The sequence below is a fragment of the Gordonia sp. SGD-V-85 genome (assembly GCF_001456905.1).
GTDB lineage: Bacteria > Actinomycetota > Actinomycetes > Mycobacteriales > Mycobacteriaceae > Gordonia > Gordonia hongkongensis.
Genome location: NZ_LNQO01000006.1, coordinates 1 through 24,373 on the forward strand (window position 1 = coordinate 1; position 24,373 = coordinate 24,373).

At 67.6% G+C, this 24,373-nt stretch carries 25 protein-coding genes and 1 pseudogene; 13 read left to right on the plus strand and 13 right to left on the minus strand.

Annotation, left to right across the window (positions count from 1 at the left end; all coding sequences use genetic code 11):
* Window positions 1-245 (minus strand): annotated as a pseudogene (locus AS181_RS08455) (IS1380 family transposase); the annotation flags it as partial.
* Between the two features lie 337 nt (window positions 246-582).
* On the opposite strand from AS181_RS08455, the gene AS181_RS08460 reads away from it, so the two are divergent.
* From AS181_RS08460 to AS181_RS08475, 4 genes are read left to right on the plus strand one after another with little or no spacing between them, the layout of a single operon-like run.
* Window positions 583-1,503, plus strand: coding sequence for an enoyl-CoA hydratase (locus tag AS181_RS08460; protein ID WP_058251160.1), 921 nt, complete (start codon window positions 583-585; stop codon window positions 1,501-1,503).
* A gap of 1 nt (window position 1,504) precedes the next feature.
* Complete coding sequence (locus AS181_RS08465) at window positions 1,505-2,671, plus strand: acyl-CoA dehydrogenase family protein (protein ID WP_058251161.1); 1,167 nt, start codon at window positions 1,505-1,507, stop codon at window positions 2,669-2,671.
* Between the two features lie 5 nt (window positions 2,672-2,676).
* On the plus strand, window positions 2,677-3,645 hold the full coding sequence (locus AS181_RS08470; RefSeq protein WP_058251399.1) for an acyl-CoA dehydrogenase family protein: 969 nt from the start codon (window positions 2,677-2,679) through the stop codon (window positions 3,643-3,645).
* Entirely contained in the window at window positions 3,642-4,748 is a 1,107-nt protein-coding gene (locus AS181_RS08475; protein ID WP_058251162.1) for an acyl-CoA dehydrogenase family protein, read from the plus strand. The genes AS181_RS08470 and AS181_RS08475 overlap by 4 nt, the downstream gene beginning before the upstream one ends.
* A 6-nt stretch (window positions 4,749-4,754) precedes the next feature.
* Here AS181_RS08475 and AS181_RS08480 read toward each other — a convergent pair whose 3' ends face one another.
* The 7 genes from AS181_RS08480 to hsaA all read right to left on the minus strand — a co-directional run bounded on the left by AS181_RS08480 (window position 4,755) and on the right by hsaA (window position 11,587).
* On the minus strand, window positions 4,755-5,384 hold the full coding sequence (locus AS181_RS08480) for a TMEM175 family protein (RefSeq protein WP_058251163.1): 630 nt from the start codon (window positions 5,382-5,384) through the stop codon (window positions 4,755-4,757).
* Window positions 5,385-5,422: 38 nt separating this feature from the next.
* Window positions 5,423-6,565, minus strand: coding sequence for a sulfotransferase family protein (locus AS181_RS08485; RefSeq protein ID WP_058251164.1), 1,143 nt, complete (start codon window positions 6,563-6,565; stop codon window positions 5,423-5,425).
* Complete coding sequence (locus AS181_RS08490; protein ID WP_058251165.1) at window positions 6,558-7,349, minus strand: SDR family oxidoreductase; 792 nt, start codon at window positions 7,347-7,349, stop codon at window positions 6,558-6,560. Before AS181_RS08490 ends, AS181_RS08485 begins: the two co-directional genes overlap by 8 nt.
* Entirely contained in the window at window positions 7,346-8,590 is a 1,245-nt protein-coding gene (locus AS181_RS08495) for a hypothetical protein (protein ID WP_058251166.1), read from the minus strand. The genes AS181_RS08490 and AS181_RS08495 overlap by 4 nt, the downstream gene beginning before the upstream one ends.
* Window positions 8,587-9,186 carry a 3-hydroxy-9,10-secoandrosta-1,3,5(10)-triene-9,17-dione monooxygenase reductase subunit gene (gene hsaB / locus AS181_RS08500; protein ID WP_058251400.1) on the minus strand — a complete coding sequence of 200 codons (600 nt, stop codon included), beginning with the start codon at window positions 9,184-9,186 and terminating at the stop codon, window positions 8,587-8,589. Before hsaB ends, AS181_RS08495 begins: the two co-directional genes overlap by 4 nt.
* A gap of 16 nt (window positions 9,187-9,202) precedes the next feature.
* Complete coding sequence (hsaC, locus tag AS181_RS08505) at window positions 9,203-10,114, minus strand: iron-dependent extradiol dioxygenase HsaC (protein WP_058251167.1); 912 nt, start codon at window positions 10,112-10,114, stop codon at window positions 9,203-9,205.
* Window positions 10,115-10,402: 288 nt separating this feature from the next.
* The gene (gene hsaA, locus AS181_RS08510) at window positions 10,403-11,587 is read right to left on the minus strand and encodes a 3-hydroxy-9,10-secoandrosta-1,3,5(10)-triene-9,17-dione monooxygenase oxygenase subunit (protein ID WP_058251168.1); all 1,185 of its coding nucleotides are present in this window, start codon (window positions 11,585-11,587) and stop codon (window positions 10,403-10,405) included.
* 225 nt (window positions 11,588-11,812) lie between these two features.
* On the opposite strand from hsaA, the gene AS181_RS08515 reads away from it, so the two are divergent.
* The 3 genes from AS181_RS08515 to AS181_RS08525 all read left to right on the plus strand — a co-directional run bounded on the left by AS181_RS08515 (window position 11,813) and on the right by AS181_RS08525 (window position 14,126).
* Window positions 11,813-13,051 (plus strand): Rieske 2Fe-2S domain-containing protein, encoded by a 1,239-nt coding sequence (locus AS181_RS08515; RefSeq protein ID WP_058251169.1) that lies wholly within the window; start codon window positions 11,813-11,815, stop codon window positions 13,049-13,051.
* Between the two features lie 25 nt (window positions 13,052-13,076).
* A complete protein-coding gene (locus AS181_RS08520) occupies window positions 13,077-13,475 on the plus strand; it encodes a hypothetical protein (protein WP_058251170.1) in 399 nt (132 codons plus the stop codon).
* Window positions 13,476-13,598: 123 nt separating this feature from the next.
* On the plus strand, window positions 13,599-14,126 hold the full coding sequence (locus tag AS181_RS08525; protein WP_058251171.1) for a C40 family peptidase: 528 nt from the start codon (window positions 13,599-13,601) through the stop codon (window positions 14,124-14,126).
* Here AS181_RS08525 and AS181_RS08530 read toward each other — a convergent pair.
* The gene (locus AS181_RS08530; protein WP_058251172.1) at window positions 14,101-14,682 is read right to left on the minus strand and encodes a hypothetical protein; all 582 of its coding nucleotides are present in this window, start codon (window positions 14,680-14,682) and stop codon (window positions 14,101-14,103) included. The two genes, AS181_RS08525 and AS181_RS08530, sit on opposite strands and share 26 nt — an antisense overlap.
* Before the next feature lie 153 nt (window positions 14,683-14,835).
* Between AS181_RS08530 and AS181_RS08535 the strand changes: the two genes are divergently transcribed.
* Together AS181_RS08535 and AS181_RS08540 are read left to right on the plus strand one after the other, a co-directional pair.
* Window positions 14,836-15,630, plus strand: coding sequence for a VOC family protein (locus AS181_RS08535; RefSeq protein WP_058251401.1), 795 nt, complete (start codon window positions 14,836-14,838; stop codon window positions 15,628-15,630).
* A 176-nt stretch (window positions 15,631-15,806) separates the two neighbouring features.
* Complete coding sequence (locus tag AS181_RS08540; RefSeq protein ID WP_058251173.1) at window positions 15,807-16,052, plus strand: hypothetical protein; 246 nt, start codon at window positions 15,807-15,809, stop codon at window positions 16,050-16,052.
* A 97-nt stretch (window positions 16,053-16,149) separates the two neighbouring features.
* Here AS181_RS08540 and AS181_RS08545 read toward each other — a convergent pair whose 3' ends face one another.
* On the minus strand, window positions 16,150-17,298 hold the full coding sequence (locus AS181_RS08545) for a TDT family transporter (RefSeq protein WP_082652896.1): 1,149 nt from the start codon (window positions 17,296-17,298) through the stop codon (window positions 16,150-16,152).
* A gap of 102 nt (window positions 17,299-17,400) precedes the next feature.
* On the opposite strand from AS181_RS08545, the gene AS181_RS08550 reads away from it, so the two are divergent.
* The gene (locus AS181_RS08550) at window positions 17,401-18,318 is read left to right on the plus strand and encodes a LysR family transcriptional regulator (RefSeq protein WP_082652897.1); all 918 of its coding nucleotides are present in this window, start codon (window positions 17,401-17,403) and stop codon (window positions 18,316-18,318) included.
* Window positions 18,319-18,353: 35 nt separating this feature from the next.
* On the opposite strand, the gene dmpG is transcribed toward AS181_RS08550, so the two are convergent.
* The 3 genes from dmpG to AS181_RS08565 form a co-directional block, all read right to left on the minus strand.
* The gene (dmpG, locus tag AS181_RS08555; protein WP_058251174.1) at window positions 18,354-19,448 is read right to left on the minus strand and encodes a 4-hydroxy-2-oxovalerate aldolase; all 1,095 of its coding nucleotides are present in this window, start codon (window positions 19,446-19,448) and stop codon (window positions 18,354-18,356) included.
* Window positions 19,445-20,350, minus strand: a complete 906-nt coding sequence (locus AS181_RS08560; RefSeq protein ID WP_058251175.1) for an acetaldehyde dehydrogenase (acetylating) — start codon at window positions 20,348-20,350, stop codon at window positions 19,445-19,447. The genes dmpG and AS181_RS08560 overlap by 4 nt, the downstream gene beginning before the upstream one ends.
* Before the next feature lie 62 nt (window positions 20,351-20,412).
* Window positions 20,413-21,201 carry a 2-keto-4-pentenoate hydratase gene (locus AS181_RS08565; protein ID WP_058251404.1) on the minus strand — a complete coding sequence of 263 codons (789 nt, stop codon included), beginning with the start codon at window positions 21,199-21,201 and terminating at the stop codon, window positions 20,413-20,415.
* 144 nt (window positions 21,202-21,345) lie between these two features.
* Between AS181_RS08565 and AS181_RS08570 the strand changes: the two genes are divergently transcribed.
* The 3 genes from AS181_RS08570 to AS181_RS08580 are packed head-to-tail and all read left to right on the plus strand — an operon-like array spanning window position 21,346 to window position 24,370.
* A complete protein-coding gene (locus AS181_RS08570; protein ID WP_058251176.1) occupies window positions 21,346-22,158 on the plus strand; it encodes an enoyl-CoA hydratase-related protein in 813 nt (270 codons plus the stop codon).
* Window positions 22,158-23,288: an acyl-CoA dehydrogenase family protein gene (locus tag AS181_RS08575; protein ID WP_058251405.1), complete on the plus strand. Its 1,131-nt coding sequence runs from the start codon at window positions 22,158-22,160 to the stop codon at window positions 23,286-23,288. Before AS181_RS08570 ends, AS181_RS08575 begins: the two co-directional genes overlap by 1 nt.
* Entirely contained in the window at window positions 23,285-24,370 is a 1,086-nt protein-coding gene (locus tag AS181_RS08580; RefSeq protein ID WP_058251177.1) for an acyl-CoA dehydrogenase family protein, read from the plus strand. Before AS181_RS08575 ends, AS181_RS08580 begins: the two co-directional genes overlap by 4 nt.
* The last annotated feature ends 3 nt before the right edge of the window (window positions 24,371-24,373 follow it).

Genomic DNA, 24,373 nt, shown 5'->3' on the forward strand with positions numbered 1-24,373 from the left:
ATTCCGAGGTCGTCGATACTGTCAGCGCCGCAACACAATCCGCCGATCACGGTCAACAGTTTCGCGTCGAGGTTTGCCCCAGCGGAGGCGACCTGGGTGGTACCGAGATCGACCCGGTCGCCCAGCGATGCGGCCAACCCGGTCGACTCGGCCACTCTCATGACCGGCACCAGTCCGGCGTGCGACACCAGGTTGTCGTCGTCGAACATGGCGGACGTGGCGGAGAACGTGTGCGATACTTTCACTGAAAGTGCCTTCTGAGCTGGAATGTTTTGTGTCTCAACACCACCAATCATTCCAGCTCAGAGGGCATTTTCACGTTACCGACACCCCGCACCCATCCACGGATCCAGGCTCAGGGAGCAGGGATTATGGTGTTCTTTAGGGCTAAACAGCAGAGGAAACATCGAATGGTGATCGTCGCCAACATGTTTCGCGAGTTCGCCGAGATGATGCCGACGACAGCCGCCACCTAAACGGCCGGATCCGGGAGCTCACCTATCGCTCCACACCGCACTTCTGACCCCGGCGATCACCGACACCGACTACCAACCAAGCACTTGCTAGGTTAGTCTCGGGGGCATGAGTGACGCCGTCATCCCACCTCCGCTCGGACCCGACGATCTGGGCCCGGACACCTCACCGGTCGCCTACGAGACCGGCGGCCCCGACGGCGCGGTGGCCTATGTGACGCTGAACCGCCCGGAGTACCGCAACGCGCAGAACTCGGTGATGACCTATTCGCTCGACGCCGCTTTCCGCAAGGCCGTCGACGACGCTTCGGTGAAGGTGATCGTGCTGCGGGCGAACGGCAAGCACTTCTCGGCCGGACACGACATCGGCACCCCCGAACGCGACTTCGACACCTACTACGAGAACGCGGCCGTCCTGCACTGGGACCACACCGACAAGACCGGTGCCGACCAGCGTCTCGCCCGCGAGATGGAGGTGTACATGGGGATGTGCCGCCGCTGGCGTGACATCCCCAAACCCCTCATCGCCCAGGTCCATGGCGCGTGCATCGCCGGCGGTCTCATGCTCGCCTGGATCTGCGACTTCATCGTCGCCTCCGATGACGCGTTCTTCTCGGACCCGGTCGCCCGCATGGGCATCCCCGGCGTCGAGTACTTCGCCCACGCCTTCGTGCTCGGCCCGCGCCGGGCGAAGGAGATCCTCTTCACCGGTGAACGTTTCACCGCGACGCAGGCGGCCGACTGGGGCATGGTCAACCACGTCGTTCCCCGGGACGCCCTCGAGACCAAGGTGAACGAGATCGCCGAGAAGGCCGTCGCCATGCCGATGCAGGGGCTCTTCCTGAGCAAGAAGGCCGTCAACATCTGCGAAGACCAGATGGGACTGCGCAACTCGATGGATTCGGTGTTCGGCTGGCACCACTTCGCGCACGCGGCCAACTCCGAGGCGGGTGGCGACTCCCTCGGCGGGATGGACGCGAAGTCGATGAAGGCGTCGGCGTCGACCGGCACCGCGGGATCGGTGAGCTGACATGGACCTGCTGTTCGACGACGCCGCCGACGACTTCCGCGCCGAGGTCCGCACCTGGCTGGCCGATCATGTTCCGCGCGAACCGCTTCCGTCGATGGACACCGCCGAGGGATTCGAGGCGCACCGCGAGTGGGAGCGGACGATGGCCGCCGACCGGATGTCGGTCGTCAGCTGGCCGGAGGAATACGGCGGCCGCGATGCCCCGCTGCTGCACTGGGTCATCTTCGAGGAGGAGTACTACCGTTCGGGTGCTCCCGGACGCGTGAGCCAGAACGGCATCTTCCTGCTCGCACCCACCCTGTTCGAGCACGCGAGTCCTGCTCAGCTGGAACGCATCCTGCCGCGGATGGCCAACGCCGACGACATCTGGGGTCAGGCGTGGAGCGAACCCGAGGCCGGCAGCGACCTCGCCTCGCTGCGGTCGACCGCCGTTCGCACCGACGGCGGCTGGCTGCTCAACGGTCAGAAGACCTGGAGTTCGCGGTCGAGTTTCGCCGACCGCGCCTTCGGCCTCTTCCGCACCGACAAACAGGCGCAGCGCCACAAGGGTCTCACCTACTTCATGTTCGACCTGCGCAGCGAGGGCGTGACCGTCCGACCGATCGCACAGCTCGACGGCGAGGCCGGGTTCGCAGAGCTGTTCTTGGAGAACGTCTTCGTCCCCGACGATCCGTCGAATCCGGGCGAGTCGGGTGTCATCGGCGAGGTGGACAACGGGTGGCGGGTCGCGATGAGCACCGCCGCCAACGAACGCGGGCTGTCCCTGCGCGCACCCGGCCGGTTCCTGGCCACCACCGACCGCCTCGTCGAACTGTGGCGGTCGAACCGGGACGACGTCCCGTCGACGGCGAACACCGATGCGCGCGTGGCAGATGCGTGGATCGGGTCACGAGCCTACGAGCTGTCCACGTATCAGACGGTGAGTCGTCTTGCGGCCGGTGGTTCGCTCGGCATGGAGTCGTCCATCAACAAGGTGTTCTGGTCGCAGTGGGACATCGCCGCTCACGAGACCGCCCTCGACCTGCAGGGCCCGGCCGCCGAGCTCGACGACCGGTGGACCGACGGCTACCTCTTCTCGTTGTCCGGGCCGATCTACGCGGGTACCAACGAGATCCAGCGCAATGTCATCGCCGAGCGCCTGCTCGGCCTTCCCCGTGGAGATCGGTGATCATCATGGACTTCCGACTCTCCGACATCCACACCGACCTCGCCTCGACGGTGGACGCCATGCTGGGCAAGGCCGACATGCCGACCGCCACGCGCGCCTGGGCGGCCGGTGACCGCGCGGCCGTCGCCAAGGTCTACTCACAGCTGGCCGACGCGGGCATCAGCGGACTCCTGATCGACGAGTCACACGGCGGCAGCAGCGCCGGGGCCGTCGAGATGGTCGTCGCCGTCGAGCAACTCGGACGCCACTGTGCCCCGGGCCCGATCGTCGAGAGCGTCGCCGTGCTGCCGATCCTGCTGCACGACGCCGACGTGTCGGGCCCGCTCAGCGACCTCGCCGAGGGGCGGCTGGCGACCTGCGCGATCGGACCGCTCCAGCCGTTGGCCGCCGACACCGCCGCCGCCGATGTCTACCTCGTCGAGGACGGAGTGCTCTCGCGGGCCACCGTGCAGAGCACCGAGCCCTCGGTCGACAGCACCCGGACGTTGTCGCGGGTCACCGCCGGCGACGTCCTGGCCACCGGGATCGATGCGTCCGACGCCGCGGACGCGGGTGCACTGGCCACGGCCGCGCAGCTGCTCGGCCTGGGTCAGGCGATGCTGTCCATCGCCTCGGAATACGCGCAGTCGCGCAAGCAGTTCGGCCGACCGATCGGGTCGTTCCAGGCCGTCAAACATCATCTCGCCGACGTGGCGATCGCCATCGAGATGGCCCGCCCCCTCGTTCACGCAGCCGCCCTCGGCGTCGACGGCCAGGTGCCGGAGGGCACCGACGTCTCGCGCGACATCTCGGCGGCGAAGGTCGCGGCCGCCGAGGCCGCCGACCTGTCGGCCCGCCGCTCGCTGCAGGTGATGGGGGCGATCGGGTACACCGCCGAGCACGACATCTCGCTGTACATCACCAAGACCCGGGCGCTGCTCAACGCCTGGGGCTCCCCCGCCGTACACCGCCAACGCATCCTGGAGACGCTGTGACCGTCAGTACCGGCATCGAAAGCCCGGCCATCGGCGCCGAGGAACGGGAGGCACTCGTCGAGGCGGTGCGGGATCTCCTGCGTCGCCGGGGCGATTCGACGACGGTCCGCGCCGCGATGTCCGCCTCGGGGCGGATCGACTCCAGTCTCTGGCAGACACTGTGCACCGAGATCGGCGTCGCCGCGCTGGCTGTCCCCGAGCGATTCGGCGGTGCCGGGGCGTCATGGATGGAGTCGGCCGCGGTGCTCGAAGAACTGGGCGCCGCACTGAGTCCCGTCCCCGCGCTCGGCTCCGCACTCGCCACCGGCACGATCCTGCTCGCGGGTGACGACGACGCGTCGTCGCGACTTCTCCCCGCCCTGGCCGCAGGCGAGCGGACCGCGGCGGTGTGCTGGGCCGGTGAACGCGGCTGGCAGGCACCCGGTGTGCGCGCCGACGCCGGACTCCTCACCGGGACAGCCCACTTCGTCGTCGACGGCGAATCGGCCGACGTGCTCCTCGTGCTCGCAGCCGGACCCGGGACGCACCTGACCCTGCACGAGGTGGCCGCCGATGCGGACGGCGTCTCGGTGTCGCCGATGCCCGTCCTCGACCCGACCCGGGCGCTGTCCTCGGTGCGCTTCGACGAGGTCGCGTCCGCGGCGATCCCGGCGCCGGACGATCTCGCGTCCCGGCTCCGCGCGCTCGCGTGGGCCCTGCTGTCCGCCGAGCAGGTCGGGGGCGCGCAGCGAGCGCTCGACCTCACGGTCGAGTACACCAAGTCCCGCAAGCAGTTCGGGCGCACCATCGGCTCGTTCCAGGCCCTCAAGCATCGGATGGCCGACATGTACGTGCTGGTCGAGACGGCGCGGTCGATCTCCCGCGCCGCCGTGGCCGCCCTCGCCGCCGACGACCCGGACACCGCCGACCTGGCGCTGGCCGCCCACGTGTACTGCTCCGATGCCAATCGTCGTGTCGCGGGCGAGGCCATCCAGCTGCACGGCGGCATCGGCATCACCTGGGAGCACGACATCCAGCTCTATTTCAAACGCGCACAGGCCACGTCGCAGATGTTCGGTGCCCCGCACACCGCGGTTACCGAAGCGGCCCGCGCACTGCGCTGACCGACCTCAGTGCCGCCGCGGCCGCCACCGGGCGAGCAGCCGCTCGACCGGGTCGGTCAGCAGCAGTAGGAACAGCGGCAGATTTCCGCTGCGCGGGAACACGATCGCGACGCCCAGTGCGACCGCGAGGATGATGAACGTGGCGACTCCGCTCGATGATGCAACCCATCGGTCGGTCGCGTCGTCGTCGGCGAGCAGTTCTCGGTGCCGACGACCCCATTCGGCGATCGCGATGAGCGAGCCCACCGAGACGGCCAGCACACCGATGTAGAGGATGTTGGCCTGCTCGATGTGGGCACCGTCGATGAGGGCCGTCGCGAAGGGTAGCGCCACGATCGTGAGCAACCAGATGAAGTGGAGGTTGATCAGCGTGCGGTCGTAGGCGCGGAAGTACTCCATCGTCTGATGGTGCTGGCGCCACAGGATCCAGATGACGCCGAAACTGATGATGAAGCTGACCAGTTCGATCGAGTTGTCGGACACCACGTCCGCGACCGACGACTCCTCGCGCAGGTCGTTCGCGATGTCGACGAGCGGGAGCACCAGCAGGGTCAGCGCGATCGCGACCACCGCGTCGGCGAATGCGATGAGCCGGCTCAGTCCCTCTGCCGACTGTCGGTTCTCCGGTTCTGCCATGCGATGCACTGTAGAACGACCGGCGGGCGGCCGGTGGGTCAGACGGCGAAGGCCGCCTCGACCGTTGCCTCGTCGAGTCCGTAATCGGCGAGCTGGTACCGGTGCTGCGGTTTGCGCGCACCCGACCGGCTTTCCTCGTCGAGCGCGGTCACCGCCGCACGCGCGTCCTCCGACATCGGGGTGTCCAGCGCCGCGTACACCCGCTCGACGGTGCCCATCGGGTCGTTGCGCAGATCGGTGAAGTCGATGTCGAGGAACTGGGCCGGGTCGTACCGCTTCCGTGCGGTGGAGAACTCACGGAGTCCGCGCGACCACAGCTCGAGCTGGTCCTGGCCCACTTGCTCGCCGGTGAACGTCGTCGACCATCCCGGGGTGGCGTGTTCGGCCAAGCTGCACATCGACGCGATGAGAGTGCTGGGCGGCCGGTGCGTCTGGATCACCAGGGCATCCGGGTACGCTGCCATGAGCGCGTCGAGCGCGAACAGATGGCTGGGGTTCTTGAGCACCCACCGCTTGCCGGGATCGTTGAGCCCGATCAGCTGCAGGTTCTTGCGGTGTCGGAGATACGCCGGCGTCCAGTCCTGTTGGGCGAGCCACCTCGAGTAGGTCGGGATGTGCGCGAGGGATTCGTACGAGATCGACATGACGCTCTGGCGGAGCAGCTGCCAGCACTCCTCGACCTCGCCGGCGTCCATGTAGTGCAACCCCATGAACTCGGGATTCTCGACGTGATGTTGCTCGAACCCGGCCTGGATCTGCTGGTAGACGGGATTGTCGGACCAGGTGTCGCGCGGCGGCCGGGGCTGCGGGAACTCGGCGAGCCACATCTCGACGCCCTGGTGCGCCGGATCGGCGGCCAGGAGTCGGTGCAGCGCAGTCGTTCCCGTGCGCGGCAGGCCGGTCACGAAGATCGGCCGCGTCACCTCGACGTCGGCGTACCCCGGGTTCGCCTTCCACGACGCCTCGCTGAGCAACCGGGCGACCAACGCGCCCTTGAGGAAGAAGCGGAACATCTTGCTGCCGATCTCGGTCAGCCCCGCCTCGGAGCGGTAGGAGTCGAGCAGGATGCCCAACGGCTCCAGGTACTCGGTGTCCCCGAAGTCGTCGAGGCCGGTGGCGCGAGTGGCCGAGGAATGCAGGTCTTCGATCGTGCCGACGTCGGTGCGTGCCGCACTAGTCATGGTATTCACCGCAATTCACGTCCAGGGTGTGCCCGGTGATGGCGCGCGCCATCGGCGAGGCGAGGAACACGACGGCGTCGGCGATCTCGTCCGGCTCCGGCAATCGCTTGAGGTCGGACTTCGACGCCGTCTGCTCGTAGACGTCGTCGGGTGAGATCCCGTATTTCTTGGCGACCTCGCCGAAGTACCACTTCAGCTGGTCGTCCCAGATGTAACCCGGTGCGACCGAGTTGATGCGAATCCCCTTGTCGCCGAGTTCGGAGGCCAGCGACTGCGACATCGCCAGCAGCGCCGACTTCGCGATCTTGTAACTGCCGTAACGGGGTTCGGAGTGCCGGATGACCATCGAGTTGATGTTCACGATCGAGCCGTCGGACTCGCCCAGCGCGTCGGTGAACGCGCGAATCACCCGCAGTGTGCCCAGCACGGTGACGTCGATGCTGCTCGCGATCTGATCGAAGTCGGTGCGGGACAACGGTTTCATCGACGGGAGGGCGAAGGCGTTGTTGACCAGTACATCGGCCCGGCCGAACTCGGCGACGGTGGTGGCCACCAGGTTGTCGACGGCGGCGTCGTCGGTGATGTCAGCCGGGACGACGAGGCTGGTCCCGCCGGTGGCGTCGATCTCGGCGGCGACCTCTTTCAGACGCGATTCCGTGCGGGCGGCGAGGACGACCCGCGCCCCCTCCGCGGCGGCGCGCAGACAGATCGACCGCCCGAGTCCCGGACCGACACCCGAGACCACGACGACCTTGTCGGCGAGCAGACCCCCCTGTGCGCTCATCCCAGCATCCTCTCGGCGAACCCGCGCTGACGTGCCGCGATCCGCTCCGCCCAGCCGTCGGCGTCGATCCTGTTGTGCTCGAGGTGCGGCAGATGGTCGGCGACTTCGTCGAAAGCGACGACCTGTGCGGTCGGGCCCAGGTCCGGGCCGATCGGCGAATCACTGCGCTGCCAGCGGAACTGAAGGATGCCCCTCGACCGTCCCGTCGTCTCGATCCAGTTCGCGACGCCCGGATCACGATGCGACACCACCATGCGGATCATCCCGTCCGGATCCACCTGCGCCTGAGCGGAGTTCAGGCTGGTCTGGTGGTTGACGTAGTCCAGCGAGATGTACCACATGCTGCCGAGCTGGAATCCCTGGTACGGGGCGTCGGACCGCGGAATGGTGATCACCATCGCCTCGTCGGGCCCCAACCGGAAGTGTCCGACGGAGGAGAACTGCGTGCTGAGGCCGCCCGGGGTCTGCCGCGGTGCGGTGAACGTGTTGACCGGCTCGTCGAGGTAGAACCACTTCGGGAAGTTGAACCAGGTGTTGATGCGAGCCGTCAGCATCTTGCCGGCCGTCGCGTACCGGCGGGACACCCGGGCCAGGTCCGGCTCCGGCGGCGCGGTCCCGATGGTGTCGACCCGTTCGATGGTGATCGACCCCTTGCGTTCGGACCAGTCGGAGTAGACCTCGCGCACCGCGAGCATCGACGCGCCCTCGCCGAGCGGGAAGTAGTCGTCCGGCGCATCCGGGATGGGTGGGCCGAAGGTCAGCTCGAACGACCCGTCGTCGGCGATCGTCAGCCGCCGGTCGTCGAACGCATCCTCGCCGCCCGGTACCGACGAGGCCGTGTAGTCGCCGCGCAGGACCTGGAAGCTGAGATCGGTTGTGGTACCGCGCCGCCCGCGTACCCGGTATGTCCCGGTGGGTTCGACGTCGGCGTGATAATAGAGCGTGTCCGGATTGTCCAGGCCCATCTTCGTCGACGGCCCGGTGGACGTCACGAAGTTCGGGTGGGAGATGGACCGGGCGCGCACCAGTTGGACGATGGCGGCGATACTCCCCGCGAGGTAGTCGTAGCCTTCGGCGAGATCCTGTTCGGTCTCGGCGAAATCGGCCGATGCGACCAGCTTCTCGGCCTCCGCGATCGCGTCGAGGAGGGGCTGCGTGACCAGCGGTGCGCCACTCGTTGTTTCGGTTGACGATGTCTCGGTCGTCGCTGTCTCGGTACTCGTCGCGTCGTCGACGGTCATAGCCAGGTGTCCCCGCCCGTCCATGTGAGAAAGTTTTCCAACTCTGCCTGTGCGGGCGTGACCCGCGGGTGTTCGGTCGACAGGTAGCCGCCACGGTAGAACAGCAACGGCTTGTCCTGCAGCACTTCTCCGAGAGTCAGTGCGCGGCCGATGACGATGTGATGGTCACCGCCGTCGGTGACCGTCTCGACGTCGCATTCGACCCAGGTCAGGCTGTGCCGGATGACGGGGAGACCGGCCGGTGACGGGTCCCAGATGACGTTCGCGAACTTGTCGTCGCCGGGGGCGCCGAAGGCGGCGCTGACGTCCTGCTGGCGGTTCGACAGGACGTTCACACAGAACTTGCCCGTCTTCTCGATGACCTTCCAGCTCCGGGAGGTCTTCATCGGACAGAAGAGGACCAGCGGCGGATCGAGCGACAACGCGGCGAACGACTGGCAGGCGAACCCGACCGGCTTACCCGCGTCGTCGAGGGTCGTGATGACGGTGACCCCGGTGCAGAACTGGCCCATCGCCGTTCGGAACTGACGGGAGTCGAAATCGGCGGACCCGTAGGGCGAACGCGTGGACTGCTGGGTCGCGGCGCCGGAGGGCATCTCGGACAAAGGCATCTCAGCCCTTGAACCCGACGCTGAAGTCATGCCCCCACAGACTCACTGCCGTGCTCTCCCGGGCGATCCACTCGTCGTCCTTCACCGTGCGCCCCTCACAACCGAATTCGATGTCGAAGCCGCCCGGCGTCTTCATGTAGAAGGACAGCATGAGGTCGTTGACGTGTCGGCCGAGCGTCGCCGACATCGGCACCTTCTTGCGCAGCGCGCGGTCGAGGCACAGGCCGACGTCGTCGGCGTTCTCGACCTCGACCATCAGGTGGACGATGCCGGTGCTGTTCGGGATCGGCAGGAACGCCAGCGAATGATGTCGGGGGTTGCAGCCGAGGAAGCGCAACCACGGCACCTCGTCGCCCTCTTCGCGGCCGACCACCTGCGGCGGGAGGCGCATCGAGTCCCGGAGCTTGAATCCGAGTACGTCCCGGTAGAATTCGAGCGCCGCCTTGTCGTCGGAGCAGGTGAGCACCACGTGGCCCAGACCCTGCTCCTCGGTGACGAAGCGATGCCCGTACGGGCTGACGACGCGCCGGTGCTCCAGCGCGGCGCCGTGAAAGACCTCCAGGGTGTTGTCCGCCGGGTCGTCGAAGACGATCATCTCGGCGACCCGACGGTCGGCGACCTCCTCGTCCTTGCCCTCGCGGAAGACCACACCCGCACGCGACAGCCGATCCCGGACATCCTGCAACTCAGCGGCATTCGCGACCTCCCAGCCCGCGCAGGCGAGCCGGTCGTGCTCGGACGGCACGATGACCAGACGGGCCGGGAAATCGTCCATCCGGAGATACAGGGCACCGTCGGTGAGACCAGAGCCCTCGATCATGCCGAGGACCTTGAGGCCGTAGGTGCGCCACGCCTCGATGTCGGTGGCCTCGATCCTCATGTACCCCAACGAGCGAATCGGACTGTCACTCATCTGCTACTCCTCTTTGTGCTCTTGCCGACGGTGCTGGCCGGACCCTTCGTGACGCCCTCCGCAAGCTCCGGGCTCCTCAGGGGGCGGAGGGGCGTGCCCTCCGCAAGCTCCGGGCTCCTCAGGGAGCGGACGGGCGTGCCCTCCGCAAGCTCCGGGCTCCTCAGGGAGCGGAGGGGCGTGCCCTTCGCAAGCTCCGGGCTTGCGAGCCACTTCCCTGCTCCCCGAGGAGCGAGCTTGCGAGCCACTTCCCTGCTCCCTGAGGAGCGAGCTTGCGAGCGTCACGAAGGGTCACACCATCGTGTCGCCGATGGGAATTCCGAACTCGCCGTTGCCGAATGCGACGTAGGCGCGCTCCGGGTCGTTCGCGGCGTGCACGCGGCCGGCGTGGGCGTCGCGCCAGAAGCGCTGGATCGGTGTCCCGTTCTCGAGCGCGTGGGCGCCCGAGTTCTCGAAGAGCCGGTCGATCGCGGCGATCGCACGTCCGGTCGCACGCACCTGGTCGCGTCGAGCGGACAGCCGCAGTTCCATCGGGACCTCCTCGCCGGCGAGGATGAGGTCGTACTCGGCCTGCAGGTTGCCCGACAGCTGGCGCCACGCGGCGTCGATGTCGCTGGCGGCCTCGGCGATCCGGACCTTGGCGAACGGATCCTCCTTGGCCTTCTCGCCCGCGTAGGCGGCCCGGACCCGCTTGCCCTGGTGCTCGATGTGGGCGCGGTAGGCGCCGTAGGCCATGCCGACGATCGGCGTCGCGATGGTGCTGGGATGAATGGTGCCCCATGGCATCTTGTAGACCGGCGCGGTGTTGCGCTCCAGGCCTGGGCTCTGCCCCATCGACATCGTGCGCATGCTGAGCATGCGGTGCCGGGGCACGAACACGTCCTTGACCTCGATGGTGTTGGACCCGGTGCCGCGCAGACCGACGACGTTCCACACGTCCTTGATCGTGTAGTCCTCACGCGGTATCAGGAAGCTGACGAAGTCGACGGGCTTGCCGTTTTTGATGACCGGACCCCCGACAAAGACCCAGTCAGCAGTCTCGCAACCCGACGACCACGCCCACGAACCGTTGACCTTGTAGCCGCCGTCGACGACCTCACCCATGCCCATCGGCGCGTACGACGACGAGATCCGGACATTGGTGTCCGAACCCCACACGTCTTCCTGCGCCTGCTGGTCGAAGAGGGCGAGGTGCCAGTTGTGGACGCCGATGATGCCCGACACCCAGCCGGTGGACCCGCAGGCCGACGCGATCCGGCGGACCGCTTCGTAGAAGGTGACCGGGTCGACCTGGTAGCCACCCCACTGCTCGGGCTGCAACAGCCGGAAGAAGCCGGCGGTCTCGAGGCTCGAGACGGTCTCGTCGGGGATTCGACGCAGATCCTCGGTCGACTGCGCACGCTGCTCGAGTTCCGGGAGCAGGACGTTGATCTTCTCCAGGACCTGCTCGGCGGCTTCGCTCCGTTGTGCTGGCATCTCGCCTGCTCCTACTCGTCTCTCCTCGGCCGGACGAGCCGGCCGCTGTACCCATCGAGTTCGAGATTAGAACACGTTCTCATTTCTGTCGAGGACTGGGACTTTATGCCCATGTACAGGCCCGATCGACGTTCGGGACGACGATCGGCCTGACAAATCTGAAACGTGTTCTAGTATTGGGTACAGTTCTTCGACGCGACATCAGCCACAGACAGGAGAGGGCACATGTCTTCAGGACCCGAGACGATGACCCCGAGCAGCCCCGGCGCGCCGAGCGCAGCCGCCGCCTCCGACGGGGCCGATGTGGGTATCCGGGAGATCGACACGGGTGCGCCACCCACCCGCTTCGCGCGCGGTTGGCACTGCCTCGGCCTGCACGAGGAGTTCGACGACGGCAAGCCCCACTCCGTCACGATCTTCGGCACCAAGCTGGTGGTCTGGGTCGACACCAAGGGCGAGGTGAACGTGCTCGACGCGTTCTGCCGGCACATGGGCGGCGACCTCTCCCAGGGCAAGCTCTCGGGCGACAACGTCGCGTGCCCGTTCCACGGCTGGCTGTGGAAGGGCAACGGACGCTGCGCCGGCGTGCCCTACGCCAAGCGCAACCCGAAGCTCGCCAAGACGCGCTCGTGGCCGTCGATGGTCCGCAACGGCCAGATCTTCGTCTACAACGATCCCGAGGGCAATCCGCCCCCGGATGAGTGCATCATCCCCGAACTCGAGGAATTCGGGTCCGACGAGTGGACGCCCTGGACCTGGAACCGCATCGTCATCGAGGGCTCCAACTGTCGCGAGATCATCGACAACGTCGTCGACATGGCGCACTTCTACTACGTGCATTTCGCTCTTCCGGATTACTTCAAGAACGTCTTCGAGGGTGAGATCGCCGCGCAGTACATGAATTCGCACGGCCGGCCCGACGTCACCCTCGGCACCAATTACGGCGACAGCCGCCTCGAATCGATCGCGGCGTATTACGGCCCGTCGTACATGCTGAACCCGATGATCCAGTACTACGGCGGCTACGCGGTCGAGACCATCCTCACCAACTGCCACTACCCGATCGACGAGAACTCCTTCGTCCTGATGTACGGCGTGATGGCCAAGGTCCCGGACGGCCTGACCGCCGAACAGGCGTCGAAGATGGCCACCAAGATCAGCGCCGGCGTCGAGGTGGGCTTCCTGCAGGACGTCGAGATCTGGAAGAACAAGACCCGGATCGACAACCCGCTCCTCGTCGAGGAGGACGGCCCGGTCTACCAGCTCCGCCGCTGGTACGACCAGTTCTACGTCGACAAGGCCGACGTCACCGACGAGATGACCGGCCGGTTCGAGTACGAGATCGACACCTCCAAGGCCCTCGAGAGCTGGAACGAGGAGATCCAGGAGAACCTGCGCCGCCAGGAGGCCGAGAAGGCTGCGGAATCCACGGCGTCGGAATCCACGGAGAAGGCCGAGGTCTGACGTGACCCGGGCGGCAGGGGTTCGGATGGCAGGGGCTCCCGGGGGTTCCGACCGTTGGGCGAAGGCGCCCGACTTCCAGAACGATCCGGACCGGCTCGCCCGGGTTCACGAGGCCACCCGCCGCGACCGCGAGCACTACCTGCAGGGTGGGATGCGCGAGATCGAGTGCCGGGCATGCCATGCGTGCGTGCTGGTGAAGAAGACCAGTTCGTTCCACACCAGCGTGCAGTGGAACGCCGACGCCCGGGACCGCTGCCTCGGCCTCGAGCAGATGCGCGCCGGCGGCGACGACGGGAACGGCCCGCTGCTGCCCGGAGCGATGATGCCGACGTGCGCCCGGCTGTCGGCGAGTATCGACCACGGGGTCAGCGAGGGCATCATCCCGGCCGAGTCGCCCGCCACCGATCCGGACGGCTACTGGTGATCGGTTAGCCGGAACTGCAGCACCATTAGATAACACAAGTCCCAGGCATCACACCGGTCACACGTTCGTCACACCTGGAGAACGACCGACGACACGCCGACTCACCTCGGCCAAGCTGTCGTCATGTCCGTTTCGATGACGCGCGCCAGGCGCGTGACCTGCACCATCGCACTCACCGCCGCGTTGTCGGTCGGCGTTCCCCTTGCCGGTTCCCCACTCCTCGACACCGGTCACGCCGCGGCCGCGGGATCGTCGGATTCCTCCGGGTCGGTCCCGATCTATCTGCCGATCCCGACCACCGTCGGCCTCAACGCGCTCGGGGCGGCGATCACCCAGATCGGCAAGCCGTACAAGTGGGCCGGCGTCGGCCCGCATTCGTGGGACTGCTCCGGGCTGGTGCGGTGGGCGTTCTACACGACCGGCGTCCAGCTCCCCCGGACCAGCCAGCAGCAGGCGAAGGTCGGACACGCGATACCGTTTCGCGCCCTGGCACCGGGCGACATCATCATCTTTGGTCGCGACGCCGGGCACGTCGGCATCTACGCGGGCGCCGGTCGGGTGTTCAACGCCTACGGCCCCAACGGCGTCCCCATCGGATTCACGAAGCTGAAGGACATGGGCTACATCAAGACGATTCGTCGGTTCGGTTGACCTCGGCTCGCTCGGCGGCAGCCGCACCGGCAGCCGCACGGGGCCACACGGTGCTCAGCACCCATAAACCGACGACGACCAGGAGCAGGATCGCGACCACGACGGTCCCGATCAGTCCGTAACCCGCCTGCATCTCGGGGAGGTCGGCGTCGAGCGCCTCGGACACGCGGTCGGAGAACAGATGCGCGGCGGGGTCGCTCAGCGTGCGGATGCCGACGACGAGCACGATGACCGACGCCAGCCCCATCAGGCCGATGGCGGACGGGCGCAGGCGTGGGCGCCACCAGCCGAGGGCGGCGACCACCGCGATCACGGCACCGAGCACCACCACGCTCAGGCCCGGGCGGCCGGTGTTGTCCTCGAAGAAGAACGCGACATCGTCGTCGCTGGCGCCCAGGATCGTGACGCGTCCCAACCCGGTGATCGACGGCTCCACGCCCTCATCGGTACTGCCCCACTGCACCTGTGCCAAGAGCACCAGCAGCAGACCACCCGCCAGCATCGTCGGCCACGCGAGGCCGCGGAGTCGTTCGACCGTCCCTGCATGCTTGGTCATCCGATCAGGGTGCCATGAGCCGACGTCGGTGGATATGAGTCGGACTAAACGCAACGCCGTCCGCGACCGATGAGTTTGCGCGACCCTGTCAGTCAGAAGTTCCGACGGGCAGTCGTCCACCAGTTCACGCGGAGCAAGAAAGAGGACCCAGCAATGGCAGAGTATGCAGCCCCCTCCGGGGCACCGATCTGGTTCGACCTGATGAGCAGTGACACCGCGAAGGCCGAGGAGTTCTACGGCGCGATCTTCGGCTGGCAGGCCGAGGCCCCCGACGAGGAGATGGGCGGTTATCGCAACTTCCACAAGAACGGCAAGCGGGTGGCCGGTCTCAGTCCGGTGATGGAAGGCGCCGGGCCGCCCGACATCTGGACGGTGTACCTCCACACCGAGGATGCCGACGCCACGGTGAAGGCCGTCGAGTCGGCCGGGGGCTCGATCATGGTGCCGCCGATGGCCATCGGCGAGGAGGGCACGATGTTGATGGCCTTCGACACCGCGGGGGCGGCGATCGGGTTCTGGCAACCGAAGAATCACAAGGGGTACACCGAGTTCGGCGAGCACGGCACGCCCTACTGGTTCGAGTGTCAGAGCATGGACTACGCCAAGTCCGTCGAGTTCTACCGGACCGTGCTCGGCGCTCGCATCGAGGAGGTCGGCACCGGTGGCGACCCGGACGCCGTCGGGCCCGACAGCTACGGCCAGATCTTCTACGGTGAGGCGTCGTACGCGGGGATCATGGACTCGGTCAAGCTCTTCCCGGCCGGGGTGCCGTCGTTCTGGCAGGTCTACATCACCGTCGACGATGTCGCTGCCACGGTGAAGCAGGCCGAGTCGCTGGGCGCGGAGATCCTCATGGCCGGCGAGGACACCCCATACGGGACGCTGGCCGCGATCAAGGATCCGATGGGAGCCCTGATCTGTCTGGGACATCCGCCCGCCGGCATGTGACGCGCGGCCGCGGTAGGACTCGGTGCGCACCGAGTCCTACCGCGCAGGTCATCGGCGGCGTCGAACGTTCATCCCGCCGCAACGCGATGGCCGACGGCACCCTGTAGCGTCCGACTTCCACAGACACGATTCACCGTCATATCGCGTGGAACTCGTCGGCGTAGAACAGGATTCGCATGTCGGCACACGATGCAACCGTCCCTCCCGCCTCCGTGCAGAGCTACCTCGACGAGGTCCCCACCTGGCGGGACGGCACACCCGCCACCGCTGGTGCGATGACCGCCATGCAGAAGCGGATCTGGCTCCTGGCCTCCGCCGGCAAGTTCCTCGAGGGCATGATCGTCGTGGACCGGATGCATGAGGCACCGGTGCAGACGGGACCCACGCACACTCCGCAACCCGCTACCACGGGGACTCCGTAGCCCCGCCCTTCCGACAAACCCACCCCTTTTCCGTGAACCCACCCGGTCCGAAGGCGGTGGGTTCACGGAAAAGGGGTGGGTGTGCGGGTGGGACTACTCACCGCACCCCGGGTGCCCGGAGGAGTTCGCCGGTGACGACCCCGCGAATCGTGCGAACCGCCACCACGCTCCATGCCACCACGAGGACTGCGAACCCGGCGACGGCCACGACCTCGAAGACCGTCCCGCCTACGGTGAGGGCCAGCGCACTCGAACCCGTGACGTAGGTGCCGAGGGGGAAGGTGAACGCCCACCAGGTCATCGCGAACGGCATCCCCGACCTCAGGGTCCGCGCGGTGAGCCGAGCAGCCACACCGATCCAGAGGGTCGCCGCCACCCAGACGGCGAGGCCATAACCGACCGCGAACGAATGCAGGGTCTCAGCCATGGGTGCGTCGACGACATGGGGTGCGACGTGGCCCAGCAGGCACGCCGCAGTGACCGATTGGCCGAGCGGTCCGAGGACGATCCACCAGGTGGGGACCATGTGCGCGGCGCCGACGTCACCGGTGCGCAGCCGCGCCGCCAACACCCAGATGATGCGGAGCGAGGCGAGTGCGGCCAGGACGAACATCGCGCAGCCGATCCCCATCACCACGTGCGATGCCCAACCCGCGGGCAGTTGCGTGGTCAGCACCGCGGCCGCCGACGCCGAGACCATCGGGGGGACGACCGGCATCAGCCAGCCGCCGAACGCGTCGCCGACCGACGTGCGCCCGACGATGAGATGCCGGTACGGGATGACCACCGCGGTGACGACCCCGCCGATCGTGCCGACGACCCAGCACACGAGGTCGATCCCCAACGCCAGATCCCGGCCGATCACCGTCGCTCCGACGACCATCGTGCTGGTCCCGACCGTCATGATCGCCATCGGCACCGCCCCGTAGAAGTGGGCGACGACGCGGTGGGCGTGATGACCGCGGGCGACCTCCGGGTCGCGGACCCAGTGCCGGACCGTGGCGACCAGCACGACGCCGAACACCGCGCAGGCCACCAGCCAGAAAACGGTTGCCACCTCCGCCAGACCTGTGGGCTGCCAGGGCAGGCTGTGCGCGGCGATCGCGATGATCCCCGTGCCCATCACCGCGGCGAACCAGTTGGGCGGCACGTAGGTGGCGCGACGCCGCCCCACCCCGCGGGCTGTCGCGGTCCCGAGGTCCGGTGCTGCGAGTCCGGCGGAGGCAGGGGTCGTGGTCATGTCCATCACGTTCCCGCGAATCCCACGACGCCGGTAGGACCCGAATCGTTGGCAGGATACAACTGCCGTTTGTATCCCGGGTACAACCGGCGCTTGTATTCTCGAGCGATGGTGCTGAGTCCGCGGATGCCCGACCTCGCGTCCCTCGAGACCCTGCAGGCGGTGGTCGCCACGGGCAGCCTCAACGCCGCCGCGGCCCAGCTCGGCGTCACCCAGCAGGCGGTGTCGGCGCGCATCCGCGCGATGGAGACGCAGCTCGGCGTCGCTCTGCTGACGCGCACGCCGCGTGGTTCGGTGCCGACGCAGTCCGGGCGGCTCGTCGCCGAATGGGCCGACCGCCTGCTCACCCTGGCCGGCGAGTTCGACGCCGGACTGGCCGCCCTACGCCTCGAACGACGTGATCAGCTGCGCCTGGCCGCCAGCCTCACCGTCGCCGAGCACCTCCTGCCGCGCTGGCTCGTCTCGTTTGCCGCACAGCATCATCCTGCTCCCAAGGTGTCGTTCACCGCGACCAACTCCGATCACGTGTACGACCTGGTCCGTGCCGGCGACGTCGAACTCGGCTTCGTGGAGGGGTCACGCGTCCAGACCGGTCTGCGCAGCCGGACCGTCGCGCGCGACGAGCTGATCCTCGTCGTACCACCGGGTCATCCGTGGACGAGGCTGCGGCGGCCGGTCACGGCCGCCGATCTCGCCCGCACTCCATTGGTGACGCGCGAGGAGGGCTCGGGCACCCGGGAGTTTCTCGAGCGCGCCCTGACCAGGACCCTCGGCCCCGGACGAGAGGCCGCGCCACCCGTCCTGGAACTGTCCACGACGGCGTCGGTGCGCGCGGCGGTCATCGCGGGAGCCGGTCCGGCGGTACTCAGTGACCTCTCGGTGGCCGACGACCTCGGACACCGGCTGACCCACATCCCGATGGCCGGCCTCGATCTCGCCCGGCCGCTCCGCGCCGTGTGGCTCTCGGGCCCACAACCGACCGCCGGCGCCGCGCGCGACTTCCTCGCGCACATCAGCCGGAGCTGAGCGGCAACCGGCGACGGCCCCCGCCGGATTTCTGCTCAGACCCCGGCGTTCGCGTCCTGCTTCTTCTTGAGCTCGAGCGCGATGTCGATGAGCTGGTCCTCCTGACCGCCGACCAGTTTGCGGCTGCCCGCCTCGAGGAGGATCTCCGCAGCCGAGACGCCATAGCGTTCGGCATGCCCCTCCGCGTGCTTGAGGAACGAGCTGTAGCAACCGGCGTAGCCCATCATCATCGCCGAGCGGTCGACCAGGCACTCCGACGGCATGGCCGGACGGACGACATCCTGTGCGGCGTCGGCGATCTTCATGAAATCGACGCCGGTGGTGATGCCGAGCTTGTCGCACACACCCACGAAGGCCTCGGTGGGCGTGTTGCCCGCGCCCGCCCCGAATCGCCGGATCGACCCGTCGATCTGCTGCGCGCCCGCGCGGATCGCGTTGACCGAGTTGGCAACCGCGATGTCGAGGTTCTCGTGCCCGTGGAACCCGACCTGTGCGTCGTTGCCGAGTTCGGCCACCAGGGCCTGGACCCGAACGGTCACGTCCTCGAGGACCAGCGCACCGGCGGAGTCGACGACGTACACACACTGACACCCGGCATCGGCCATGATGCGGGCCTGCTTGGCGATGACCTCCGGCGGCTGGCTGTGGCTCATCATCAGGAACCCGACGGTCTCCAGACCGAGATCGCGCGCGAGTCCGAAATGCTGGATCGAGACATCGGCCTCGGTGCAGTGCGTCGCGATGCGGCAGATCTGACCGCCGTTGTCCTGCGACGCCCGGATGTCGTCCTTGGTGCCCAGCCCCGGCAGCATCAGAAAGGCGATCTTCGCGCGCTTTGCTGTTTCTGCGGCAGCCTTGATCAGCTGCTGCTCAGGGGTTTTCGAGAAACCGTAGTTGAACGACGAACCGCCCAGACCGTCACCGTGGGTCACCTCGATGACCGGCACCCCGGCCTCGTCGAGGGCGCCGACGATGGCGCGCACCTCGTCCTCGGTGAACTGGTGGCGTTTGTGGTGACTGCCGTCACGCAGCGACGAGTCCGTGATGCGGATGTCGAGGGTGTCGGAGTACTTGCGCGCGTTCGCCATCAACTTCGGGTCGCGCGGTGTCAGAACCACATTGGTGCTCATGCGGGAACTCCCAACTTCGTCTTCGCGATCTCTTCGCCGACCTTCGTGGCGGCAGCGGTCATGATGTCCAGATTCCCGGCGTACGGCGGGAGGAAGTCCCCTGCACCCTCGACCTCGACGAAGATGGACACTCGGGCGTGTCCGCCGTTGAGGACGCTCGGCGGGTCGAACTGGGGATCCTGCAGCAACCGGTATCCCGGCACGTAGGCCTGGATCTCCTTCTCCCGCCGGTGGATCGACTCGGCGATCGCATCGGTGTCCGCATCCTCGGGGATGGCACAGAAGATGGTGTCGCGCATGATCATCGGCGGGTCCGCCGGATTCAGGATAATGATCGCCTTGCCGCGCTGCGCGCCGCCGATCGTCTCGACACCCGCCGAGGTCGTCGCGGTGAACTCGTCGATGTTCGCGCGGGTGCCCGGCCCGGCCGACACCGAGGCCACCGACGCGACGATCTCGGCATACGGCACCGGCACAATCGAACTCACCGCATGCACCATCGGGATTGTCGCCTGCCCGCCGCACGTGATCATGTTGGTGTTCGGCGCGTCGAGATGCTCGCGAAGATTGGCCGGCGGCACCACCGCGGGGCCAACCGCGGCCGGGGTGAGGTCGACGGCGATGATGCCCGCCTCCTCGTACTTCGGTGCGTACTCGCGGTGCACATAGGCCGAGGTCGCCTCGAAGATCAGATCCGGACGTTCCGACGACGCCAGCAGTTCGTCGGCACCACCACTCATCGTGATGAGGCCATGATCGGCCGCGCGCTTCATGCCCTCGGAGGCGGCATCGATGCCGACCATCCAGCGCGGCTCGATCACCTCGGAGCGCTCCAGCTTGTACATCAGGTCGGTGCCGATGTTGCCCGACCCGATGATCGCTGCGGTCAGCTTGGCTGCCACGGGTTCCTCCTCTTACTCGGTGAAAGCTGTTGTTGACTCGGTGAATCGAGGGACACTTCGTGTCAGGTGAAGTCGAGGGTGACGCTGCCCAGACCGGCGAAGTCGGCCACGAAGTGATCGCCCGACGAGATGTCGATGGCCCGCGTCGCGGTGCCCGGCAGGATCACGTCACCTTTGCGCAGGCGCACCCCGAAGCCCTCGACCTTGCGCGCGAGCCAACTCACCGCATTCAGCGGATGCCCCAGCACCGCAGACGAGTTGCCCTTCGCCACGATCTCGCCGTTGCGCGTCAGCGTGGCTTCGATGTCGCCGGTGTCGATCTCGGAGATCGGGACGCGCTGCTGTCCGAGAATCCAGCCACACGACGACGCGTTGTCGGCGATCGTGTCGCACAGGGTGATCTTCCAGTCCTTGATCCGCGAGTCGATCAGCTCGATAGAGGGCACCACCCACGCGACCGCGTCGATCACGTCCTCATTGGTGCAGCCCTCGCCCGGCAGGTCCTCGCCCAAGATGAAACCGACCTCGACCTCGACGCGCGGGAAGCAGAGCTTCTTGGCATCGATCGGGGTGTGCTCGAAGTACTGCATGTCGTCGAGCAGATGGCCGTAGTCGGGTTCGTCGACGCCCATCATCTTCTGCATGGCCTCGGAGGCCAGGCCGACCTTGTGCCCCGCGACCTTCGCGCCGGCGTCGAGCCGCTTGCGGATGTTGATCAGCTGGATCTCGTACGCGTCGACCACATCGAGGTCGGGATGGGCGTCGGTGGGGCGGTCGATGGCGGCCGCCGTCGCCTCCGCCCGCGCCAGATCGGCTGCGATCTGCTCGCGAATCCCCTGCTCAACCGTCATCGTGCCCTCGCCTTCCACATGTGAACGCGTTCTAGTTTAGAACACGTTGCAGTCTGCGGGCAGTCCTCGGTCCGATCGTCGCGCATTCCGAGGCGTGACCGAGATCGGCCATCACGCGCGCACCGGACGACTACGGTTCTCGTCATGAGTTCCGAGTCCCCGAATCCCGTCTCGCCGGACACCGACGACACTGGCGAAGCCGTCCTCACGACCTTCCACGACGGCGTGGGACGGCTGACGCTCAACAACCCACGCCGCAAGAACGCCATCACCCTCGAGATGGCCGCGGCGATCGAGGAGTTCTGCGACCGGGTCACCGCGGACGGCAACATCGGCGCGGTCGTCGTCGACGCAGCCGGTTCGTACTTCTGCAGCGGGGCCGACACGCGGATCCTGGCCGGCGCGTCGGCCGATCCGGCGGCACCGGAATCCGTGGCGCAACTGTCCGCGGTCTACCGCGCGTTCGTCCGGGTCGGGTCCCTGCCGGTCCCCACGGTCGGGGTCGTCGTCGGTGGGGCCGTAGGGGCGGGCCTCAACCTCGCGCTCGCCGTCGACCTGCTCGTCACCACACCCGACGCCGTCCTCGACAGCGGATTCCTCGCCCGCGGCATCCATCCCGGGGGCGGGCACCTCACCCTGCTGAACCGCGCGGTGGGGCGGGCCGACACGATCGCGCTCGCCGCCTGCGGTCAGTCGCTGTCCGGTGCGCAGGCGGTCGAACGTGGCCTGGCGTACGCGGCCGCACCGGTTCCGGACATCCCGGCGATCGTCGCCGATCTGACCGGACCCGCCGCGCGCGACCCCGAACTGACGCGCCGGGTGATGGCCAGTGTCCGACTCGAACTTGGCCCGCCGGCGGTGACCTGGGATTCGGCGATCGAGATCGAGCGTGGCGTGCAGATGTGGTCGATGGCCCGCAAGGGGCAGAACTGGTCGTCGCGCGGTCCCGGCCGGTGATGAGCCGGGACGACGTCCTGCGCGCCCTGCGGTCCGAGGTGCGCGACTTCCTGCGAACCGAACTCGCCGAGGGCGCTTTCCGTCCCGACGTAGACAGCTGGATGACGGGTTTCGATCCCGACTTCAGTCGACGACTCGGCGATCGGGGCTGGCTGGGTATGACCATGCCCGCCGAGTACGGCGGACAGGCGCGCTCGGCGGTCGAGCGTTTCGTGGTCACCGAGGAACTCCTCGCGCACGGCGCACCGGTTGCGGCGCACTGGATCGCAGATCGGCAGATGGCTCCGGGAATCCTCGCCAACGGGACGCAGGCGCAGAAGCAGCACTACATCCCGCAGATCTCCGCGGGCACGATGTTCTTCGCGATCGGGATGAGCGAACCCGACGCCGGCTCCGATCTGGCCGCGGTCCGCACCCGGGCCACCGACAACGGGGACTCGTGGTCGATCAGCGGCACCAAGGTCTGGACCACGGGTGCTCACATCGCACACGCGATGGTGCTGCTCGCCCGCACCGAGGGCACACCCGACGATCGGCAGCAGGGCTTGTCGCAGTTCGTCGTCGACCTCCCCCACCCGGACATCGAGATACGTCCGCTGGCGAGCATCGACGGTCAAGCGCACTTCAACGAGGTGATCTTCCACGATGCCGTCGTCGACTCCTCGGCACTGCTCGGCGTGCGCGGAGAGGGATGGCGACAGGTGATGAGCGAGTTGGCCTTCGAACGGTCGGGGCCGGAACGCTACCTCTCCACGCTGCCGTTGCTCCGCACCTGGACCGACCTGCTTCGACAGCACGGCGCGACGCCGCAGCAGCGAAAAACACTGGGCGAGCTGACCGCACAGGCCTGGGCGCTGCGCCAGATGTCGATGCAGGTGGCGCGTGAACTTCAATCCGGCGGCAAACCCGACGTACTGGCGGCGATGGTCAAGGACCTCGGTTCGACCTTCGAAGGAGACCTCGTCACCGCGATCCGGGACGCGTCCGGCGCGACCCCGCGGCGCACCGGCGGGTCGGACTTCGACCGCCTGCTGGCTCAATCAGTCCTGCACACACCGGCTTTCACCCTGCGTGGGGGAACCAACGAGATCTTGCGCGGCATCGTCGCGCGCGGACTGGGGATGCGATGACCGAACTGGCAGCAGAACTCGCTGCGGCGACGGCCGCGATGGTGACACGGTTTCCCGTCGACCTGCGGACCCCGGCCACCGAAGCCGACCTCACGTTGTGGATGGCCCTCGTCGACGCCGGGTTCACCGCTCTCGACGTCCCGGAGCCGGCAGGAGGTCAGGGCGCCGAGCTCGGCGACGCTCTTGCCGTCCTCGACACTCTCACCGAGGCCGGCGCGATCACCCCGTATGTCGAACACGCATTGCTGGCTGCGTGGCTCGCGGGACGCGTCGATCACGTACTCGACGGGCTGAGCGCGACCGTCGCGGTCGTCGACGAGGCAACCGTCCGAGGAGATGACGAGCGAATCCGACTCAGCGGCACCGCGATCGGAGTCCCGTACGCCGCGTCGGCCGACGTCATCGTGATCCTGGCCTCGACCACCGACGGCGCGGTGATCGCGGTCGTCGATCGTCGCGAAGCTGGGCTTCGGGTCGAGCCTGGCACTGACTTGATGGGGTTGGACTACAGCGACATCGTCTTCGACGACGCCGAGGTCACGTTCTCCGCCTCGTCGCCGGTCACGGTCGACGATCTACGCACGCGTGGGGCGCTCGTCTACGCCGTCACCCTGGCCGCAGCCGCGCGAGCGGTACGCGAACGCACGATCCGGTATGCCGCCGAGCGGGTCCAGTTCGGCCGGCCGTTGACGAAGTTCCAGGCCATCCAACAGAGGCTCGCGCACATGGCCGCGCAGAGCACGATGATGGAGACCGCCGCACGAGCAGCGACCGACGCGGCGTCGGAAGACATCGTTACGGCCCGCGACGCGATCGCCGCCGCGAAGATCGTCACGTCGCGGTCCGCGCACGACGTCGCGGCCGCGGCCCATCAGATCCACGGGGCTATCGGGTTCACCGCCGAACATTCCCTCGGCCGGTTCACCACGGCGTTGTGGACCTGGCGCGACCGGTACGGGACCGAGCACGAATGGTCGGAGCAGTTGGCGGCGCGCATCCTCGACGACGGCCTCGACCCCTGGCACGTCATCACCGGCGCGTCCGATCCCGTCGCACAGTCGACGAGAACAGCCGCACAGTGAACG

Excerpts from the sequence above, each read along its gene's own strand:
- AS181_RS08480 (WP_058251163.1), bottom strand. The coding sequence starts at position 5,384 with ATGGCAGAACCGGAGAACCGACAGTCGGCAGAGGGACTGAGCCGGCTC.
- AS181_RS08495 (WP_058251166.1), bottom strand. The coding sequence starts at position 8,590 with ATGACCGTCGACGACGCGACGAGTACCGAGACAGCGACGACCGAGACA.
- hsaC (WP_058251167.1), bottom strand. The coding sequence starts at position 10,114 with ATGAGTGACAGTCCGATTCGCTCGTTGGGGTACATGAGGATCGAGGCC.
- hsaB (WP_058251400.1), bottom strand. The coding sequence starts at position 9,186 with ATGCCCTCCGGCGCCGCGACCCAGCAGTCCACGCGTTCGCCCTACGGG.
- AS181_RS08580 (WP_058251177.1), top strand. The coding sequence starts at position 23,285 with ATGACCGAACTGGCAGCAGAACTCGCTGCGGCGACGGCCGCGATGGTG.
- AS181_RS08545 (WP_082652896.1), bottom strand. The coding sequence starts at position 17,298 with ATGGACATGACCACGACCCCTGCCTCCGCCGGACTCGCAGCACCGGAC.
- AS181_RS08485 (WP_058251164.1), bottom strand. The coding sequence starts at position 6,565 with ATGACTAGTGCGGCACGCACCGACGTCGGCACGATCGAAGACCTGCAT.
- AS181_RS08540 (WP_058251173.1), top strand. The coding sequence starts at position 15,807 with ATGTCGGCACACGATGCAACCGTCCCTCCCGCCTCCGTGCAGAGCTAC.
- AS181_RS08520 (WP_058251170.1), top strand. The coding sequence starts at position 13,077 with ATGGCAGGGGCTCCCGGGGGTTCCGACCGTTGGGCGAAGGCGCCCGAC.
- AS181_RS08575 (WP_058251405.1), top strand. The coding sequence starts at position 22,158 with ATGAGCCGGGACGACGTCCTGCGCGCCCTGCGGTCCGAGGTGCGCGAC.
- dmpG (WP_058251174.1), bottom strand. The coding sequence starts at position 19,448 with ATGAGCACCAATGTGGTTCTGACACCGCGCGACCCGAAGTTGATGGCG.
- AS181_RS08550 (WP_082652897.1), top strand. The coding sequence starts at position 17,401 with ATGGTGCTGAGTCCGCGGATGCCCGACCTCGCGTCCCTCGAGACCCTG.
- AS181_RS08465 (WP_058251161.1), top strand. The coding sequence starts at position 1,505 with ATGGACCTGCTGTTCGACGACGCCGCCGACGACTTCCGCGCCGAGGTC.
- AS181_RS08460 (WP_058251160.1), top strand. The coding sequence starts at position 583 with ATGAGTGACGCCGTCATCCCACCTCCGCTCGGACCCGACGATCTGGGC.
- hsaA (WP_058251168.1), bottom strand. The coding sequence starts at position 11,587 with ATGCCAGCACAACGGAGCGAAGCCGCCGAGCAGGTCCTGGAGAAGATC.
- AS181_RS08535 (WP_058251401.1), top strand. The coding sequence starts at position 14,836 with ATGGCAGAGTATGCAGCCCCCTCCGGGGCACCGATCTGGTTCGACCTG.
- AS181_RS08565 (WP_058251404.1), bottom strand. The coding sequence starts at position 21,201 with ATGACGGTTGAGCAGGGGATTCGCGAGCAGATCGCAGCCGATCTGGCG.
- AS181_RS08490 (WP_058251165.1), bottom strand. The coding sequence starts at position 7,349 with ATGAGCGCACAGGGGGGTCTGCTCGCCGACAAGGTCGTCGTGGTCTCG.
- AS181_RS08515 (WP_058251169.1), top strand. The coding sequence starts at position 11,813 with ATGTCTTCAGGACCCGAGACGATGACCCCGAGCAGCCCCGGCGCGCCG.
- AS181_RS08525 (WP_058251171.1), top strand. The coding sequence starts at position 13,599 with ATGTCCGTTTCGATGACGCGCGCCAGGCGCGTGACCTGCACCATCGCA.
- AS181_RS08530 (WP_058251172.1), bottom strand. The coding sequence starts at position 14,682 with ATGACCAAGCATGCAGGGACGGTCGAACGACTCCGCGGCCTCGCGTGG.
- AS181_RS08470 (WP_058251399.1), top strand. The coding sequence starts at position 2,677 with ATGGACTTCCGACTCTCCGACATCCACACCGACCTCGCCTCGACGGTG.
- AS181_RS08570 (WP_058251176.1), top strand. The coding sequence starts at position 21,346 with ATGAGTTCCGAGTCCCCGAATCCCGTCTCGCCGGACACCGACGACACT.